This is a genomic window from Streptococcus sp. 22.1 (assembly GCF_016648645.1).
Classification (GTDB): Bacteria; Bacillota; Bacilli; order Lactobacillales; family Streptococcaceae; genus Streptococcus.
On the sequence record NZ_JACLQK010000025.1, the window covers coordinates 627 to 17,808 of the forward strand.

The following is a 17,182-nucleotide window of genomic DNA, read 5'->3' on the forward strand; positions in this document are numbered from 1 at the left end:
TAATAAAAAATATAGAAAAAATGATAAAAATCCATAGTCTTCAAACGGTATGAGCCTATACTGAGACTTTACGCTGTGATAAAAACGCCTGAAGAATTGGTATTTCAGGCGTTCGGAATTTTTGAGACTCTAGGCTCAAAAATTAGCCATGGAACTTCGAAGAAGTTCGCTGGCGTCCGCTATCACCTAAGTAAAGTCTCAAGTAAAAGCTTTTGTCCTCAATCTAAAGCCTTGGCAACAAGGCTTTTTCTTGTGGAAAAGTATTCTGAGAATAAGTAGCTGTCAAAATCTGGTATAATGAAGCCAAGGAGGCGCCTATGAAAACTTTGAAAAAACAGACGCTAATTCTTTTATCTATCTCTAGCCTGCTACTTGTCGGTTTAGCAGTTTTTGCACATCTCCACAAAAAGGAGGAAAAACCAAGCTACTCCAACCTTAATAGCAAGGCCAGTCTTAATGAGGTGCGTGCCATTCTCTCGAAACATTTGGACGAGGAGAGTGTGGATAACTTTATCAATCTGGTTAGGGATTACAATGATACCGTGGGTACTGTTGGACTTTCTGGGGATTTTGCGCCATTTACCAAAACAGACTATGATGTGGAAAAAATCAGTAGCCTGTGGACAGCCAATCATGGTGACTTTATCGGTACCAACTGCCGTATCAACACCTACACGCTACTGAAAGGCAAAATCAAGATTCCTCAAGTCAAAAGTGATACTGAGCTCCTTTTCCAAGACAAGGACGCCATTGACAAGGGCAAGCTCTTTAATGCCAAGGACCAGGAAAATTTTGAGATTCTTTTTTCAAGGGTCAAGACTGAGGCCACCCAAGATGTCAAGGTTCATGCCAAGCACATGGAGGATTACTACAAGCAGTTCACCTTTGATGACAAGGCACGCATGCTGTCGGTTGTTGTCCACGATAATTTGGATGGTGATTCCCTTTTTGTTGGTCACGTCGGAGTCTTGGTGCCTACGACGGATGGCTACTTATTTGTTGAAAAGTTGACCTTTGAAGAGCCCTACCAAGCCATAAAATTTGCCAGCAAAAAAGATTGCTACAAGTATCTCACAACCAAGTACAAGGACTATACTGGACCAGGTCTAGCCAAACCCTTTATCATGGACAATGGCAAATGGGTGGATATGGACTAGGTTAAGGTGAGACGACAGTTTTAATAGGGGAGAAAAAGGAATCAAGATATGAATAGAAAACAAGCCTTGTTGCTTTATCTGTCAGGGACCCTTGGGCAAATTTTATTAGCTAGTCTCATTGTCTTGATTTTAAGAGCAGGAGAAGTTAGGGTTGATTATGGGACTCCAATTGGCCTCTTTACCCTTATGTTAGGTGGCTTGTCATCAGCCATTTGGGGAGCAATTATTAGCATCCGCTATCATCACTCCAGTTTTAAACAGCTTGTCAGAGATTTTTTCCAAGTCAAACAAGCTCCTCTTAACTATCTCTTAGTCCTCATTTTTATAGGTTTGGATTTTTTACCACAGGTCTTTAGTGGGGAAATGATTATTCCAACTTGGTATCTCCCCATAATTTTATTTGTAAAAGCCCTCGTCTTTGGTGGAATCGAAGAAATTGGTTGGCGTTATTTTTTCCAGCCTACTTTGCAAGAAAAGTTGACCTATCTAGTGTCTACGCTGTGTACCTTTGTAGCCTGGTCACTATGGCATTTGCTCTATTTTTATATTGATGGCTCTTTGGCAAGGATTCATTTGCTACCATTTTTGCTAGGCTTATTAAGCAATTGTTTCATCTTATCCGCTATTTATACAAAGACCAGAAGCCTTTGGCTTTGTGTGATGACACATGCGTTGATCAATGCTTTATCGCAACTGTCATCAACTGAGGAGAACCTTGGATTATCCCTTGTGATTAAGGTGTTGATAATTCTTCTTGCCATGAGAATTGCTAGTAGCAGTATGGAAAAAGTTAAATCTTAAGCTGGCTTGATTTTCACTGCTTCAGTTACTTATAACTCTTAAGAGTAGTTCAAGACTGCTCTTTTTTTCCACTCAAATGACCTTGCCCTTCTTTTTGAGGCATGTTATACTAGAAAATGTATTGTCGAAATTTTCTGACATTACAGGTGGAAAGGAGGTGCTAATGCCTTTTAAAAAAATAAAACACCTTGTTTTTTCCCGCTACCTAAGCCTGCTCTGTTTGCTTCTATTTTTAGTAGTAGCGTCAGTTTTTGTTGCAGTGTCCTTAGGAGCGGTCACTATAGATATAGGTGATACCTATGGTGTCATCCTCAGAAAATTGGGGTTTCCGATTGCCAGTCATAACATAGCCAAGCCACTTGAAGCTATTATCTGGAATATGCGAGTTCCGAGGGTTCTTCTAGGGCTAGTAGTTGGTGCAGGCCTTTCCATGTCTGGGAGTGTCATGCAGTCAACCGTCAATAATCCGATTGCCGAACCCTACATTTTAGGCATCTCGGCAGGAGCAACTTTTGGAGCAACCTTGGCCATCATTTTAGGCCTTAAAGCTGTGGTAGGTTTGGGTGCCTTTGTGGGGGCTATCCTAGCGACGGTTCTTGTCTTAATCATTGCCTCTATGCAGGGGAGAGTGACCACATCTGGCCTGATTTTATCTGGAACGGTTGTTAATGCCCTCTTTATTGCCTTTGCCAATTTTATAATCTCTATTGGAGCGACAGCAGATAGTGTCATGACCATTAAGTTTTGGACTATGGGTTCATTGACAGGAACATCTTGGTCAGATTTGCTGCTTCCAGCAGTAGTGGTTGGTTTGGCCTTTCTCTTTTTCTCAACACAGTATCGTGTTTTTAATGCCATGATGATGGGAGATGAAGCAGCTTTGACTTTAGGGATCCCACTTAAACTCTATTGGTATCTTTATATCGCCATCGTTGCGATCATAACGGCCGTCTTGGTTTCTAGTTGTGGTATTATTGGCTTTGTGGGCTTGATTACCCCTCATATTGCCAGAAGTTTAGTCGGGACTAATTATCGTAAGCTTTTTCCAGTGGCAACTCTCCTAGGTTCCTTATTTGTGGTTTGGGCAGATGTCTTGGCTAGAATCCTCGTTAAAAATGCGGAGTTACCTATCGGTATCTTTACAGCCTTGGTTGGCGCACCTTTCTTTATTTATATTGTGACTAAAAATCGTAGGAAGGTGGTTTAGACTTATGGATGTAAAGTGTAAGGATATTCATTATTCGATTGGAGAGAAAAAAATCCTAAATGGTGTCTCTCTAGAGGTTGAAGGTGGGCAATTTCAGACCATACTAGGACCAAATGGGAGTGGTAAATCAACCTTGCTCAAAACCATTTACCGCCAGTTGAAACCAGATAGCGGTCAGATTTTACTTGATGGAAAAAGCCTAGATCAGGTAAGCCTAAAGGAAACTGCAAAAGAAATGGCCGTTGTGACACAGTTTAACACCCTTCAATTTGACTGCACGGTGGAAGAAATTGTCATGCTTGGCCGAACGCCCCACCTTTCCTTTCTACAAAAAGAAACGGAGCGGGACCACTTGCTCGTCCAGGATGCCCTAGACAAGGTTGGCATGTCTGAAAAGAAGACACGCTATTATTCGTCCTTATCAGGTGGCGAAAAACAAAGAGTTATCCTAGCGCGTGCTTTGGCTCAGGAACCCAAACTCCTTTTATTGGATGAGCCTACCAACCATTTGGATATTAAGTATCAGTTGGAGATGTTGGCCTTGGTCAAGGAACTCGGCATTAATGTTCTCGCAGTTCTCCACGATATTCAATTGGCCTGTCGTTTTTCAGATTATATTTACTTAATGAAAGGGGGTGAGATTGTTGCCCAAGGTGTCCCAAGGGATGCCGTAACCCCACAATCCTTGCAGGCGGTTTATGATGTTCAGAGTCGTATTACCTGGACGGATGACCAGCAGGCAATGATTCAGTATTTATAAGCCTAGGAAAGGAAGGCCTTATGAACAAGAAAACTTTTGGTATCGCATTAATCGCTGCAGCAGTCCTCACATTGACAGCATGCAGTTCTACATATAAAAACAGCACATCATCGTCATCAGCAGCAAAAGAAACGGTGAAAAAGACTAACTCAGAAACCCAGTATCCTTTGACCGTTAAAACTTATGACGATCAAGGAACTGAGCTAGATCAAGTTTTCAAAAAGGTACCAGAAAAGGTTATCACAAACAACCTTTCATCAACGGAAATCTTGATTGAGCTTGGTTTAAAAGACAAGATTGTCGGTATGCTTAACCCTGACAATGAAGTAACCGATAAATATAAGGAAGACATTGCCTCAATCCCACATGTCGGTGATAAGAAGACCATCTCTCAAGAAGTCATCTTGGCTTACGGACCTGATGCCCTTATTGGTCGTAACATGATGTTCTCAGACAAATCAATGGGAACCATCAGCACGTGGAACAACAACGACATTCCCGTCTATACGCAAAAAGCTTCTGTTTCAACAACCAAACAAGATTTGAATAATATCATCGAAGATGTTAAAAATATTGGTGACATTTTCAACGTTCAAGACAAGGCAGACAAGTATGCAGGACAACTCCAAAAGCGTATCGACGCCGTTAAAAAGAAAAACAAGTCTTCTGACAAAGACTTGAAGAAGGCTCTGATCATGTGTGCCTACAACGATGAGACCTTTGGAACTTACAAATCTGCCCTTCAAGAAAGTATGCTTAATCAGCTTGGCTATACCAATGTTGCGACGGGAACATCAGATTTGACTCTGGAAAATCTCGTGTCTATGGAACCAGAATTGATTATCTATGTAACTAGTGACCGTAATAAGGCCATGGACAAGGATGCTACAGACAAGATGGAAAAGAACGCTGTTCTTGAAAATGTACCAGCCGTTAAAAACAAGAAAATCATGACTATTTCTTATGATGAGCTTATGGATTACGGTCCATCTGTGATTGATTCTCTTGAGAAGGTTAATGACTTTGTTAATAAATAAAGACTTTGTCTGCCATGGCATTCGAGTGACGATTGCCCTTCCTGAGTCTTATGATGCTACTAAGACTTATCCAGCTGTTTTTCTGAACGATGGACAACTGGATTATCTGGGAAAACTAGCGGATTCTGTTATCCTGATAGGCCTTGAGCCCAAGAATCGCTTGGATGATTTTACACCTTGGTATGCTCAGGCTTTGAGACCTGGAAGTCCTGATTTTGGTGGCAAGCTAGCCAGCTATCATGACCATCTATTTGGCCATATTTTAAATAGCATCCAAGAGGAGTTTAGACTGGATGACAGTCGTATGGCTTACGGAGGCTACTCGCTGGGTGGACTGGCTGCTATTTCCAGTCTTTATAGCAGTGATAAGATGCCTTTTATCTTTTCCATTTGTGGATCCTTCTGGTATCCAGATTTTGTAGATTACTGCCAATCCCATCAGCTTCTTAATAAGTCTTGCTCGGTCTATTTACGTAACGGTTTGACCGAAGGGGCTAATCATAAGAATAGACTGGCCAAGGCTCCTAGCTTTGCCAAAGAAGTACATGAATGCATCAAAAAACAGTGCTTGTCCACTTATTCAGCATTTGACCCCTACGGTCATCATGATAATCTCCAAGAAAGATATGATGCTTTTTCGGACTGGTTGATTGAAGAGTGGAAACTCTGAAATGCTGCTATTGGTGATTGAGTAGGAAAGAGAGAAGAAAAGTAGTGAAGAAAATTCCGACGATGGAATCTCTTCACTACTTTTTGTTATGCTCGAAAACTGCCATCACAGTTGATGCTTCCGAAAAGTTTTTAGACATGAATCAAAAAACGCCTTAACTCCGTATATTAAAAGTAATTTACTTACTTTTGACTTATATCCTAACTTCAAAAAGGATAAGACTATTATTGTTGCTGATGCAGTAACTTATATCATTTAAAACTTTTTTGTTGGAGAAGTAGAAGGGAAAAAACTATACTTTGGTGCCTGAGAATACTTCGATATGGTTCCCTAGTATTTTTATATCTACTGGAAGATTATCCGATTTGTCTCCATCAACATCTGACTCTAACTCAACCTCTGAAGAAATCCTAACATTACGCGCTTTGATATATTCGATATTATCGTTACCTACTAGATCCCCTTTTAACAAATCTGGGATAGTCGATAATTTAGAAATGATGGATGCATCTTTTAAAATCAAGATATTTCCATATCCATCTGTATTTTCATCAAATAGTTTTTTGTCTGCATAGTAATTAGATAGAAGAACTAGGACCTGACTAGCTTCACCTTCATAATTGCCATTTTCGCTTTCAATACGAACATTAAATATATCGTCTTCCACAACGGACTTCATCGTATTGATTGCATATGCAAAGATACCGTACTTTGTTTTATCTTCAATATCAACGTTATGAATAGCTTCTGGTAAAGATCCAACACTAAAAATATAGCCAAAATAATTTTGATTAGCTTTTCCAACATCAATGGTTTTAGTAAAATTGAAATCAAGTTCTTCAATCGCTTGATCAATACTTTGGTTGATTTCTAATAGCTTAGTGATTAAATTACCAGTTCCACCAGGAATAATCCCAAGTTTTGGAATGTGATTTTTTTCAGCAATCCCTGAAATAACCTCATTTACAGTACCGTCTCCACCAAAAACAATTACTGCATCATATTTTTCTTTAGAGGCTTTTTCAGCAAATTGAGTTGCATCTTTGGCTTTTTGCGTAATCTTAGTTTCAACATAATCAAAATACTCTTTAGCCTTATTCTCCAAGCTCTCTTTATAATCTAATGCTGTTTCTCCTCCAGAAGTTGGATTAATAATTATCATTACTTTTTTCATTGATATTTTCTCCTATGGACTACTAGTGACAATACTTTTCAACGGTTTCTTATGCTTATCAAATTAATATCTCACATTACTTGTTGTTATTTGGGGATTCTTTTTACTTATCCTTTTCTATTTGTTGAAGATCATCATCGTTTTTATATTGAATGATGTAGTCGACTAATTCTTTTTCAGTTAATCTATCATTTGTTAATTGTGAAACCTGAATCGAGATATTTTTCAAACCATATTCATTTTGTTTGTTAATGATACCTTGTAACTCAGCTTCTGAAAGATATTTACCTGAAATGGTTAGCTTTAGTGTATTATTTTCTTTACTATATTTCTTTTTCAAAATAGTATGGTTTTCAAATTGATCAGATAGATAATTATTGATAGACTCATTGATTAGCGTATCTCTAACTAAGGTAGTTGCAGAAGCTAAACTTGGAATAATAAGAACAAGCGAGACTAGAATTAATATTTTTCGCATTTTAGAGGCTTTACGATTATGTTTAACATAAGGATTATTAACCATCATCACATTAGTGCCAATATATGTAGCAATCATAATAAAACTGCAGTTAATGGAGAACAAATATGACGCCCCTATCATATACTCAAGATTTCCTGTGGCAATAGAATACCCCACGGTACAAACAGGTGGCATAAGAGCAGTTGCAATGGCGACACCAGGAACAATGTTATTAGCTTCTTTCTTTCGTGCTCCAATAATGCCGGCTAATCCACCGACGAATGCTATTACAACGTCCCAAATTGTGGGCGAAGTTCTAGCAATAATTTCCGTACTTGCATAAGAAATGGGCGAAATTAAAAAATAAAGTGTAGAGGCTAAGAGGCTTACTGCAACTTGAATAAAAAGAACTTTAAACGATTTTTTGAGAAGTTTTGTATCTAATATTGCTAACGCAAAACCTACTCCAAGGATAGGTGTCATCAATGGAGAAATCAACATTGCCCCTATAATTGTTGGAATAGAATTCATATTCAAACCAATAGATGCAATCAATATCGCACACAATAAAGTGGTTAAGTCACTTTTTGATAAATCTAAATCCTCATAGATTTTGTCCCTAAATTCTATGAGAGAATAAAGTTTACCATCCTTCAAAACTTTTTCCATAACAGTACTCCCTCTTTGTTACTATAGTCAACTTTTGAAGAAGTTAATCGGTATCGTTTGATCTCTTTTGTAAGGAAAGGATTTCCTGAAGAAATAACTTTTTAGCTTCGTCCTCTGATGATGTTTCTAAATCGTCAATCATTATTTTTGCAACTTCTTTACGAGAGCTTGTTCCATATTCTTCTTTCAATTCATAATCAATTCTCTCCTCAAAATTGGTATAAGGATATTGACCAAGTAGTACATTTATACGTTGATCAAATTCATAATCAATCCACCACTTCTCAAACAATTCTTTGAAAGCTTGCAAATCTATTTCAGAATCCAATAGGGTTAATGCATCCATAAAACCTGTTTTATATCCATTAATTTCTGAGCATAAACCAACGACCTCATCCTTATTAATTTTGGCCAATTCCTGACGCATTTCAAGCAAATCCTTGTCTGCAAAGAGTCGTTCAAAGCCCTCAAGTTGTTTACTAAATTCGTCTAATTTAGTGTAATCCTGACGATTCAATGTTTCTCTAATATCCATAATTATCTCCTTTTTGAATTTTAAACTCCTACTGAAAATAACACAGTATCCTGTGTATGATTTAGGTTTTTTATTGGATGATACTTCATAAAGAAAAAGTGTGTAAGGGTTTACATATTTCAATTATACATTTTATTTCCACTTTCGTCACTCTCACTTCTTAGGGAGTTTTTTTAACGTTTTAATTGGCTAAAAATCTTATGGTCATACCAACATAATCAAATGTTTTATTGATGAATCATTCAATTATCAGAATGGTCTGATAATAATAACTATAAATGTAGAGTATTTACAAAACTGTTCAAAAAACTACAAGAATCATAACATAAAATACTTGCAAATCTATGCAATCGTTTGCAAAAACGATTAATGCTTTCATTCTATTTTTTTGTAAGCGCAAACATTTTCATTGACTTATCAATTTGATTAACTTATACTGTTATTAACAGGTATATACTTACATTAATCTTATGATTGTTAAGATTAATATAAAAAATGTTTTAGCTAAAATGTAACTCTTTAGATTGTTTGATTTTCCAAACAATCTAACTTTCCTCAATTTAGAAAGGGGGAGACATTATGCTTTGGGCTATTATCGTAGGAGGCTTTATCGGTCTTATTGCAGGTGGAATCACTAAAAAGGGAGGTTCCATGGGAATAATCGCTAATATCTTTGCAGGTTTAGTAGGTTCATCTGTTGGACAATCACTTTTCGGTGCATGGGGACCTAGTCTAGCAGGAATGGCATTAATTCCATCAATCTTGGGAGCGGTCATTGTTGTTGCAGTAGTATCATTTTTCCTAGGGAAAAAAGAATGAACTTGAATCTTTTTGACAGGAATAGATCACAGTTCAAATTCTGTTGATGAAAGGATTCAATATGTCAAAAACCAAAAAAATACTTTACCTTATTTTATGTATTTTAATCTTGACAATTTTGATTCCTATTTTGCTAGATTATCATAAAGTCAGTGGCTTAGGACTTCATTTAGTTGATTGGAAACAAATTTCCTTTCTGGAATTTTATCTTTCAAGATATATTTTCTGGGGTACTCTAGTTCTTTCAGCTGTAGTGTTGTTCCTAATGCTTGTTATACTCTTTTATCCTAAACAATATTTAGAGATTCAATTACCTGATGTTGATGGTGAACTAAAATTAAAAAATTCAGCTATTGAAGGATTTGTGCGTTGTGTGGTTGCTAATCACAATTTTATAAAGGATCCTACTATTAAGGTAAACAGTCGTAAGAATAAATGTTTAGTTCACGTAGAAGGACAAATGCTTCCATCAGACAACATTATTAAACGAACTCAAATAATTAAAGATGAGATTGCTGATGGATTGACACAGTTTTTTGGAATGAATCATCGTGTAAAACTGTATATTTCTGTAAAAGAATACAAGCCAAAACCACCACGTAAAAAAACTGTTAGTCGTGTAAAGTAAGGAAGTAAAAAATGGAATGGTTTAAAAAATACCAATATCCATTTCTTTCCGGATTAGCGGGTGCTATCTTAGCTTGCTTCATCCTATCCTATGGTTTTTTTAAGACTTTATTTGTCTTGATTTGCGCCACTCTAGGAGTTGGAATTGGATATTATATTCAACAAAAACAATTATTTAAATAGTAAAGGAGATTCATATGTCAAAAGTAGAAAAAAAAGTAGAAGAAGTAAAAGGCGAATTGACCTACGAAGATAAAGTCATTCAAAAAATTATTGGTCTTTCTTTAGAAAATATTCCAGGCTTGTTGGCTATTGATGGAGGCTTTTTCTCAAACCTAACTGAAAAACTTATCAATACTGATAACGTTGCAAGCGGAGTCAATGTTGAAGTTGGTAAAGAGCAAGTTGCTGTTGATTTGAACGTAATTGTCGAATATCAAAAGAATGTTCCTGAACTATACAAGAAAATCAAAGAGGTTGTTGTTTCAGAAATTTCTAAGATGACTGATTTGGAAGTGGTTGAAGTTAATGTAGATGTTGTTGATATCAAGACTAAAGAGCAACATGAAGCAGACTCAGTAAGCCTACAAGATCGAGTAACTGGAGTTGTTGAATCAACAAGTGAATTTACTTCCGATAAATTTGAAAGCGCAAAACAGGGATTGAGTGATGGCTTCTCAGCTGCAAAGGAAAAAGTTAGTGAAGGTGTTGAAGCTGTCTCTGAAGCGACTGCTAAAGCAGAACCAAGAGTTCACTAAATTCTTTTATGCCTAAAAAAATTTAAATGAATTGTTTAAAAACGTTCATTTTCAATAATCTGATTTTCCAATGGAGGGTAACACTATGTCAGTAGAAGAAAAACTTAATCAAGCTAAAGGCGCTATTAAAGAAGGTGTCGGAAAAATAACTGATGATAAAAAAACTGAAAAAGAAGGAGCTGCTGAAAAAGTAGTTTCAAAAGTTAAAGAAGTTGCCGAAGATGCCAAAGAGGCTGTTGAAGGGGCTATCGAAGGCGTTAAAAATATGGTTAAAAAGGACGATAAATAGTTCTAAAATCGATTGATTTTTCACTTAAAACATGGAAATTGCTCTACAAGAAATTTAAGGTTGTTTTACTCCTAACTACTCACTTTTAAAACAACACCAAAAACTATGACAAATCCTTAACATTACGATATTACTCAGGTGAAAAATCAACTTTCTTTAGATTAATTTAAATTCCTTTTTAAATCCATATATTCTTTCTAATAGTAAAAGCACTCTAATTTCTATAGTTTTATCCAAGCTATAGACGCTAGAGTGTTTTTTATAACATTTTGAAGAATTATTTAATGATTGGGGGAGATTTGTATTTTTCTAGTTCTTATACAAATTAGCAAAGTATAAGTGCTAACGTCATCCCGAATAGGGAATGGCAAACGTTTGCATTACTTGTGAATGTTTTCACCACCAAAACATCGCATTTTCAGTGAATTACTTGATTTTCATAAGTATTAGTTTTATAATCAAAGTATAGAAAACGCTTTCAAAAATATCTCCGAGTTTTTGTCCTACTTGAAGTGGTTCGGCTAACAGCCGACTTCCATTCTAGAAAGGAGTATTGTTTTGAGTCAATGTGATATTCTCATTATAGGGGCAGGTCCTGGTGGTTATGTTGCTGCTGAAGAAGCTGCCCGTTTAGGTAAAAAGGTAACTGTCATTGAGAAAAACTTCATAGGTGGCACCTGTTTGAACGTTGGATGTATCCCATCCAAAGCCTATCTTGAACATGCCCATTGGCTATTAGCTGCTAAAGAAGCCTCTCAGTATGGAGTGACAGTTTTAAATGATAATCTTGATTTTCAAAAACTTGTTGCTCGCAAAGATCAAGTCGTAGCAACACTACAGTCTGGTATTCAATCAAGTTTTAAACAATTAGGTATCACCTATATTGAAGGTGAGGCAGTTTATATTTCTGATAAAACCTTCCAAGTTAATGGTGAAAGAGTCTCAGGTAAGTCTGTTATTTTGGCGACGGGGAGTCATCCATTTATTCCTCCTATTCCTGGTATTAACGATGTTGACTACTTGACAACAGATAACTTTTTCAACTTAAAGGAACTTCCTCAACGTTTGGTTATCATTGGTGGAGGTATTATTTCCGTTGAGTTAGCTTTTGCCATGGCTCCACTTGGTGTGGATGTGACAGTGATAGAGGTTGCACCAACAATTTTAGCAACTGAAGATGACGAAGCACGTTCCATTATTAGAGAAAAGATGAAACAACTTGGAATTACCATTCTAGAGGGAGTTAGCATAGATAGGGTTAAAGAAAATGTTGTAATTTTAGCAGATGGCAAGTCCTACTCTTATGATAACTTACTTGTAGCAACTGGGCGTAAGCCAAATATTGAGTTAGCCCAAATGATGGGTTTGGAGCTGACCGAAAAAGGCTTTATTAAGGTAGATAGTTATTACGAGTCATCTCAATCAGGTGTTTATGCGATTGGGGATTTGATTCCTGGATATATGTTAGCTCATGTTGCTAGTAGCGAGGGAATCAAAGCTGTTCGAGCCATTTGTCGTCAGGCTGAGGAACCGGTTGATAATTCAAGTGTTCCACGGTCGCTCTTTACAACGCCGGAGATTGCTTCCTTTGGCTTGTCAGAAGAGGAGGCGGTACAACAAGGATATGATATATCAGTTGGTCAACTTCCTTATGTTTATAATGGTCGAGCCATTGCGTCTAATTCAGCAAAAGGTTTTGTTAAAATTGTCTCCGAAAAACGCTATCACCTATTATTAGGTGCCGTTATCGTTGGTCCACATGCAACTGATATTCTACAATCCTTGATTGTCTTGAAAGATGCTGAAGGAACACTTGATCAGCTTGATAAGACAATTTTTGCACATCCAACAATTTCTGAGTTGGTTCAGGAAGTTGCAAGACTGATTTTAAGGTCCTAAGGTCGATGGATAGGTTTAGCACAGCCATTCTCATTTTTCAAATCTATATATCTGTCAATAATATTTGTTTTTTATAAAGCTCTCTATAGAAGGAGGAAACAATATGACACATTATCAAGAATTGCCACAAGCCCTAATGAAAGAAAAACATCAGGGACAAACCTTAACCAAGGAAGAAGTTAAGGTTCAAACTGCCCATGATCTTGGTGTGGAAAATGTTTCAAAAGAAGAGGCTAAATCCATGTATAAAACTATGTGGGATATTCGAAATTTTGAAGAAAATGCACGACATTTCTTTTCAATCGGTCAAATTCCAGGATTTGTTCACCTTTACTCAGGTGAGGAAGCTATTGCGACTGGGGTATGTGCTAACTTGACTGATAAAGACTACATTACTAGCACACATCGAGGACATGGACACTGTGTGGCTAAAGGTGGAGACCTTAAAAAAATGATGGCTGAAATCTTTGGTAAGTCTACTGGGCTTGGTAAAGGTAAGGGTGGCTCTATGCATATCGCTGACTTGGATAAAGGAATCCTTGGTGCTAATGGTATGGTAGGCGGAGGCTTTGGTCTTGCGACTGGGGCTGCTATGCGCAACAAATATCTAAAGACTGATGATGTTGCTGTATGTTTCTTTGGTGATGGTGCTGCCAATGAAGGTAATTTTCATGAGTGCTTAAACATGGCCTCTATTTGGAATCTACCTGTGGTATTTGTAAATGAAAACAACCTTTTTGCAGAATCAACACCACAATGGTATTCATCAGGTTCTCCAACAATTGCTGAACGTGCACAAGCTTACAATATGCCTGGAGTTCGCGTTAATGGTAAGGAATTATTTGCTGTTTATCAAGTGGCTAAGGAGGCCATTGAACGTGCGCGTCGTGGAGATGGTCCAACGTTAATTGAAGCTATTACTTATCGTAACCATGGCCATTTCGAAGGAGATGAGCAAAAATACAAAGCACCAGATGGAATTGAAAAAGAATGGGCAGATGTGGATGCCTTGGAAGTATTTCGTGATCTGGTAACTGAAAAGGGTATCCTTAGCCAAGATGAATTGGATGAGATTGTTGCCCAATCACAAAAAGATGTTGAAGATGCAATCCACTTTGCTCAAGAGAGCCCAATTCCAAAAGAAGAAGCTCTCTACGAAGACGTATTTGCAGACTGATTGAGGAGGATTCATAATGACTAGAGAAACATTATTTATGAAAGCCATCAATGAAGGGCTCGATCAAGCCATGGAAAGAGACGAGCGAGTTGTTCTCCTAGGAGAGGATATCTCAGGTGGTGTTAATGTTGAACACTTAGAAAATAATAACGAGGATGCCTGGGGCGGTGTCATGGGGATTACACGAGGACTGATGCCGAAATATGGCAGGGAACGTGTTATTGATACTCCGATTTCTGAGCACGGCTATTTATCAGCTTCGGTGGGGATGGCGCTTACGGGACTAAGACCTGTACCAGAGTTGATGTTTAATGATTTTATTGGATTCTGTTTTGATGCCCTATTAGGACAGGCATCTAAGATGCGTTACATGTTTGGCGGTAAAGCTAAAGTTCCGATGGTTGTTCGTACTATGCACGGGGCAGGTGCTTCAGCTGCTGCGCAACACTCTGGATCCTATTACGGTTTATTTGGATCGATCCCTGGTATTAAGGTGGTCGTTCCTGCTACCCCTTATGATGCCAAAGGATTACTCCTAGCATCAATAGAGGATGATAATGTTGTTATTTTTTCTGAGGACAAAACCCTCTATGGCTTAAAAGGGGAAGTGCCAGAAGAATACTATACTGTACCAATTGGTAAGGCTGCCGTTCGTAGAGAAGGTAAGGATTTAACAATTGTGACAATTGGTAAGATGTTGTACGTAGCCTATGAGGTCGCCGACCGCTTGGCAAAAGACAACATTTCTGTAGAAGTGATTGATCTTCGTACAGTTGCTCCATGGGATGAAGAAACAGTGTTAAATTCCGTGAAGAAAACTGGTCGTTTAATTATTGTGGATGAGGCAAATCCACATAACAATACTGCAACTGATATTGCATCTGTAGTTTCAGATAAAGCATTTGATTATCTTGATGGACCAGTGAAATGTGTTTGTGCACCAAATACTCCTGTTCCATTTGCGACAAACTTAGAACAAGCCTATATCCCGGATGCGGATAAGGTTTTGAAAGTAGCTGATGAATTGATTCAGGACTTGAAAGGATAGGAGGGCGCTTATGGCAACAGAAATTTTAATGCCCAAGCTCGGCCTAACCATGACTGAAGGACTCATTCAAAAGTGGTTGGTCCAAGTTGGTGATACAGTAACAAGTGGTCAGCCTTTATTGGAAATTAGTTCTGAAAAATTGACTAGTGAAGTCGAATCCCCTGCTTCTGGGGTTGTTCTAGACATTGTGCATGATGAAGGTGCTACAGTTAAATGTAAGGAAGTCGTTGGATGGGTTGGTCAGGAAGGAGAAAATGTAGGAACCCAAGAAGCTCCTGCACAAGAGGAAGCTCCAACTGAAGTCGCTAAAGATTCAACACCGCCTAGTCCTAAATCTACTACAGCACCTATAGCTCGTACTAGTGGGGAACGAATTTTCATTACACCGGTGGCTCGTAAGATGGCTGCTGAGAAAGGCTATGATATCTCCCTTATTAAAGGGACAGGTGGAAATGGTCGTATTACAAGACGTGATGTAGAAGCTTACCAACCAAGTCTTGTTGTTGATAAGGTCGTTGAACCTCTACCACAAGATATGACCTCAGGTCAATACGGTGAGGGACTCCAAGGCATGCGTAAGATTATTGCCGAACGTATGATGAACAGTCTTCATTCTTCTGCTCAAGTGACACTCCATCGTAAGGCTGATTTAACTGAACTTTTGAAATTCCGTAAAGAACTTAAGGCCAAGGTCCATACTCCACTTGAAAATGGTGAACTAGGTATCACAACTCTATTAACTAAAGCAGTAACCAAAGCTTTGAGAGATTTTCCAGCTTTGAATGCTTGGTATGGCGGCGGCATTCATCAGATTCAAGAACGCATTCATATTGGTATGGCAACAGCTTTGGATGATGGTTTGGTTGTCCCTGTGATTCGAGACGCAGACCGTATGACTTTAGCAGATCTTGGTCAAAGCATTAAGACTCTGGCTAATCAAGCTCGAAAAGGTACACTTCCATCTGACCTATATAGTGGTTCTACTTTCTCAATTACGAACCTAGGAGGGCCAGGTGTAGAATACTTCACACCAATCCTTAACTCCCCAGAGGTGGCAATTCTTGGAGTAGGAGCAACTCAACAAGCTTTAGCATTTAATGAGGAGGGAGAGGTTGTTCAAAAAGACTATCTTCCATTGAGTCTGAGCTTCGACCATCAAATCATCGATGGCCTTCCAGCAGCTGAATTTTTAGCACAAGTTATATCTTATCTTGAAGACCCGTATCTCCTTATTTTCTAGTGGATTTAAATTTTGCAAGGTTAAGATTATCAACTAATAGACATATTATAGGTTAAAATATAAAGTTTTTTGCTAACCTTGTCTAGCTCAATAGCTAGCGTAAAGCTTACACAGAGAGAAGACTAACTTAGTCTTCTCTTTTCGTGTTGCTAAGGGGAGAGCTTTTCTTAAGTCAAGTGGGAATTTGTCTATCAATTTCCTAATGTCTTTTAATAACAATGTACAAAACCCATTTGTGATTTTGCCTTTCTTCAATCTTTGAAAAGCCAATACTTGTTAATAACTGACTCAATTCAGAACTTGTTCCATAATCTGTCATATGATACTGTATTTTTTCTTTTTCGGAAGCAATAATCAGAGTAGAATGATTGGACATGACTCGATAGATTTCCTGAAAGCTTTGTTTTAAATCTATCCAGAAAATATGGGTCTGAATGGCAAAGACAAGATCAAAATAATGATTTTGGTAGGGAAGGTTTTCGACATTGCCAACCATCAGCTGGACACTATCATTTTCTATTGACTTTAAAAGCATCCGTCTAGCAGTTTGATAAGACTCCTTGGAAATATCAATGCCATGAATGTCAAGATTTTTATCTAAAGCAAGTAGGTTTTTGATAGTGCTACCACCGCCATAACCGACTTCTAAAATACGACTATTGTTAGGGATAGTGGTTTGTTTTATTGCCCAAAGGCTGAGTTCCTTAAAATAGGACGACCAGATGTTGGTAATCACTCGGCCAACAAGACCACTCGGATTTATAGATTGCTTTATAAGATATTGAATGAGCATGTTCCCTCCCATTTTTGAAAATAAAGTTTGAAATATAGATGGTTTAAATTCAAACTTTATTA

19 protein-coding genes are annotated in these 17,182 nt (G+C 37.8%); 15 read left to right on the forward strand and 4 right to left on the reverse strand.

The features are described from left to right. The first annotated feature begins 317 nt into the window (after nt 1-317). The 6 genes from H7U04_RS10100 (at nt 318) to H7U04_RS10125 (ending at nt 5,632) form a co-directional block, all read left to right on the forward strand. A complete protein-coding gene (locus tag H7U04_RS10100; RefSeq protein WP_195916048.1) occupies nt 318-1,157 on the forward strand; it encodes a DUF4300 family protein in 840 nt (279 codons plus the stop codon). 48 nt (nt 1,158-1,205) lie between these two features. Then, complete coding sequence (locus tag H7U04_RS10105; RefSeq protein WP_110980850.1) at nt 1,206-1,958, forward strand: CPBP family intramembrane glutamic endopeptidase; 753 nt, start codon at nt 1,206-1,208, stop codon at nt 1,956-1,958. Between the two features lie 163 nt (nt 1,959-2,121). After that, nucleotides 2,122-3,165: a FecCD family ABC transporter permease gene (locus H7U04_RS10110; RefSeq protein ID WP_110980849.1), complete on the forward strand. Its 1,044-nt coding sequence runs from the start codon at nt 2,122-2,124 to the stop codon at nt 3,163-3,165. A gap of 4 nt (nt 3,166-3,169) precedes the next feature. After that, on the forward strand, nt 3,170-3,925 hold the full coding sequence (locus H7U04_RS10115) for an ABC transporter ATP-binding protein (RefSeq protein ID WP_037603945.1): 756 nt from the start codon (nt 3,170-3,172) through the stop codon (nt 3,923-3,925). A gap of 20 nt (nt 3,926-3,945) precedes the next feature. Then, nucleotides 3,946-4,962 (forward strand): ABC transporter substrate-binding protein, encoded by a 1,017-nt coding sequence (locus H7U04_RS10120; protein WP_037603944.1) that lies wholly within the window; start codon nt 3,946-3,948, stop codon nt 4,960-4,962. Then, entirely contained in the window at nt 4,943-5,632 is a 690-nt protein-coding gene (locus H7U04_RS10125; RefSeq protein ID WP_037603943.1) for an alpha/beta hydrolase-fold protein, read from the forward strand. Before H7U04_RS10120 ends, H7U04_RS10125 begins: the two co-directional genes overlap by 20 nt. Before the next feature lie 292 nt (nt 5,633-5,924). Here the strand turns inward: H7U04_RS10125 and H7U04_RS10130 are convergent, their stop codons facing one another. The 3 genes from H7U04_RS10130 to H7U04_RS10140 all read right to left on the reverse strand — a co-directional run bounded on the left by H7U04_RS10130 (nt 5,925) and on the right by H7U04_RS10140 (nt 8,350). Continuing rightward, nucleotides 5,925-6,806, reverse strand: coding sequence for a diacylglycerol/lipid kinase family protein (locus H7U04_RS10130; RefSeq protein ID WP_061652228.1), 882 nt, complete (start codon nt 6,804-6,806; stop codon nt 5,925-5,927). Between the two features lie 103 nt (nt 6,807-6,909). Continuing rightward, nucleotides 6,910-7,935, reverse strand: a complete 1,026-nt coding sequence (locus H7U04_RS10135) for a DUF389 domain-containing protein (RefSeq protein ID WP_037603941.1) — start codon at nt 7,933-7,935, stop codon at nt 6,910-6,912. A gap of 43 nt (nt 7,936-7,978) precedes the next feature. Further along, nucleotides 7,979-8,350, reverse strand: a complete 372-nt coding sequence (locus H7U04_RS10140; protein ID WP_037604021.1) for a hypothetical protein — start codon at nt 8,348-8,350, stop codon at nt 7,979-7,981. A 699-nt stretch (nt 8,351-9,049) separates the two neighbouring features. Between H7U04_RS10140 and H7U04_RS10145 the strand changes: the two genes are divergently transcribed. The 9 genes from H7U04_RS10145 to H7U04_RS10185 all read left to right on the forward strand — a co-directional run bounded on the left by H7U04_RS10145 (nt 9,050) and on the right by H7U04_RS10185 (nt 16,327). After that, entirely contained in the window at nt 9,050-9,289 is a 240-nt protein-coding gene (locus H7U04_RS10145) for a GlsB/YeaQ/YmgE family stress response membrane protein (protein ID WP_049545819.1), read from the forward strand. A gap of 61 nt (nt 9,290-9,350) precedes the next feature. Then, entirely contained in the window at nt 9,351-9,917 is a 567-nt protein-coding gene (gene amaP, locus H7U04_RS10150; protein WP_070574846.1) for an alkaline shock response membrane anchor protein AmaP, read from the forward strand. 11 nt (nt 9,918-9,928) lie between these two features. After that, nucleotides 9,929-10,099 carry a DUF2273 domain-containing protein gene (locus tag H7U04_RS10155; protein WP_070574849.1) on the forward strand — a complete coding sequence of 57 codons (171 nt, stop codon included), beginning with the start codon at nt 9,929-9,931 and terminating at the stop codon, nt 10,097-10,099. Nucleotides 10,100-10,113: 14 nt separating this feature from the next. Next, the gene (locus H7U04_RS10160) at nt 10,114-10,674 is read left to right on the forward strand and encodes an Asp23/Gls24 family envelope stress response protein (protein WP_049546105.1); all 561 of its coding nucleotides are present in this window, start codon (nt 10,114-10,116) and stop codon (nt 10,672-10,674) included. A gap of 85 nt (nt 10,675-10,759) precedes the next feature. Next, a complete protein-coding gene (locus H7U04_RS10165; RefSeq protein ID WP_038675683.1) occupies nt 10,760-10,963 on the forward strand; it encodes a CsbD family protein in 204 nt (67 codons plus the stop codon). Between the two features lie 558 nt (nt 10,964-11,521). Continuing rightward, nucleotides 11,522-12,862, forward strand: a complete 1,341-nt coding sequence (gene lpdA / locus H7U04_RS10170; protein WP_201043238.1) for a dihydrolipoyl dehydrogenase — start codon at nt 11,522-11,524, stop codon at nt 12,860-12,862. 103 nt (nt 12,863-12,965) lie between these two features. Further along, nucleotides 12,966-14,039, forward strand: a complete 1,074-nt coding sequence (locus tag H7U04_RS10175; RefSeq protein ID WP_201059737.1) for a thiamine pyrophosphate-dependent dehydrogenase E1 component subunit alpha — start codon at nt 12,966-12,968, stop codon at nt 14,037-14,039. Nucleotides 14,040-14,055: 16 nt separating this feature from the next. Beyond that, nucleotides 14,056-15,087 (forward strand): alpha-ketoacid dehydrogenase subunit beta, encoded by a 1,032-nt coding sequence (locus tag H7U04_RS10180; protein WP_002890539.1) that lies wholly within the window; start codon nt 14,056-14,058, stop codon nt 15,085-15,087. 10 nt (nt 15,088-15,097) lie between these two features. Next, nucleotides 15,098-16,327 carry a dihydrolipoamide acetyltransferase family protein gene (locus tag H7U04_RS10185; protein WP_038675685.1) on the forward strand — a complete coding sequence of 410 codons (1,230 nt, stop codon included), beginning with the start codon at nt 15,098-15,100 and terminating at the stop codon, nt 16,325-16,327. Between the two features lie 199 nt (nt 16,328-16,526). Here the strand turns inward: H7U04_RS10185 and H7U04_RS10190 are convergent, their stop codons facing one another. Continuing rightward, nucleotides 16,527-17,120 carry a class I SAM-dependent methyltransferase gene (locus H7U04_RS10190; RefSeq protein WP_038675686.1) on the reverse strand — a complete coding sequence of 198 codons (594 nt, stop codon included), beginning with the start codon at nt 17,118-17,120 and terminating at the stop codon, nt 16,527-16,529. Between the last annotated feature and the right edge of the window lie 62 nt (nt 17,121-17,182).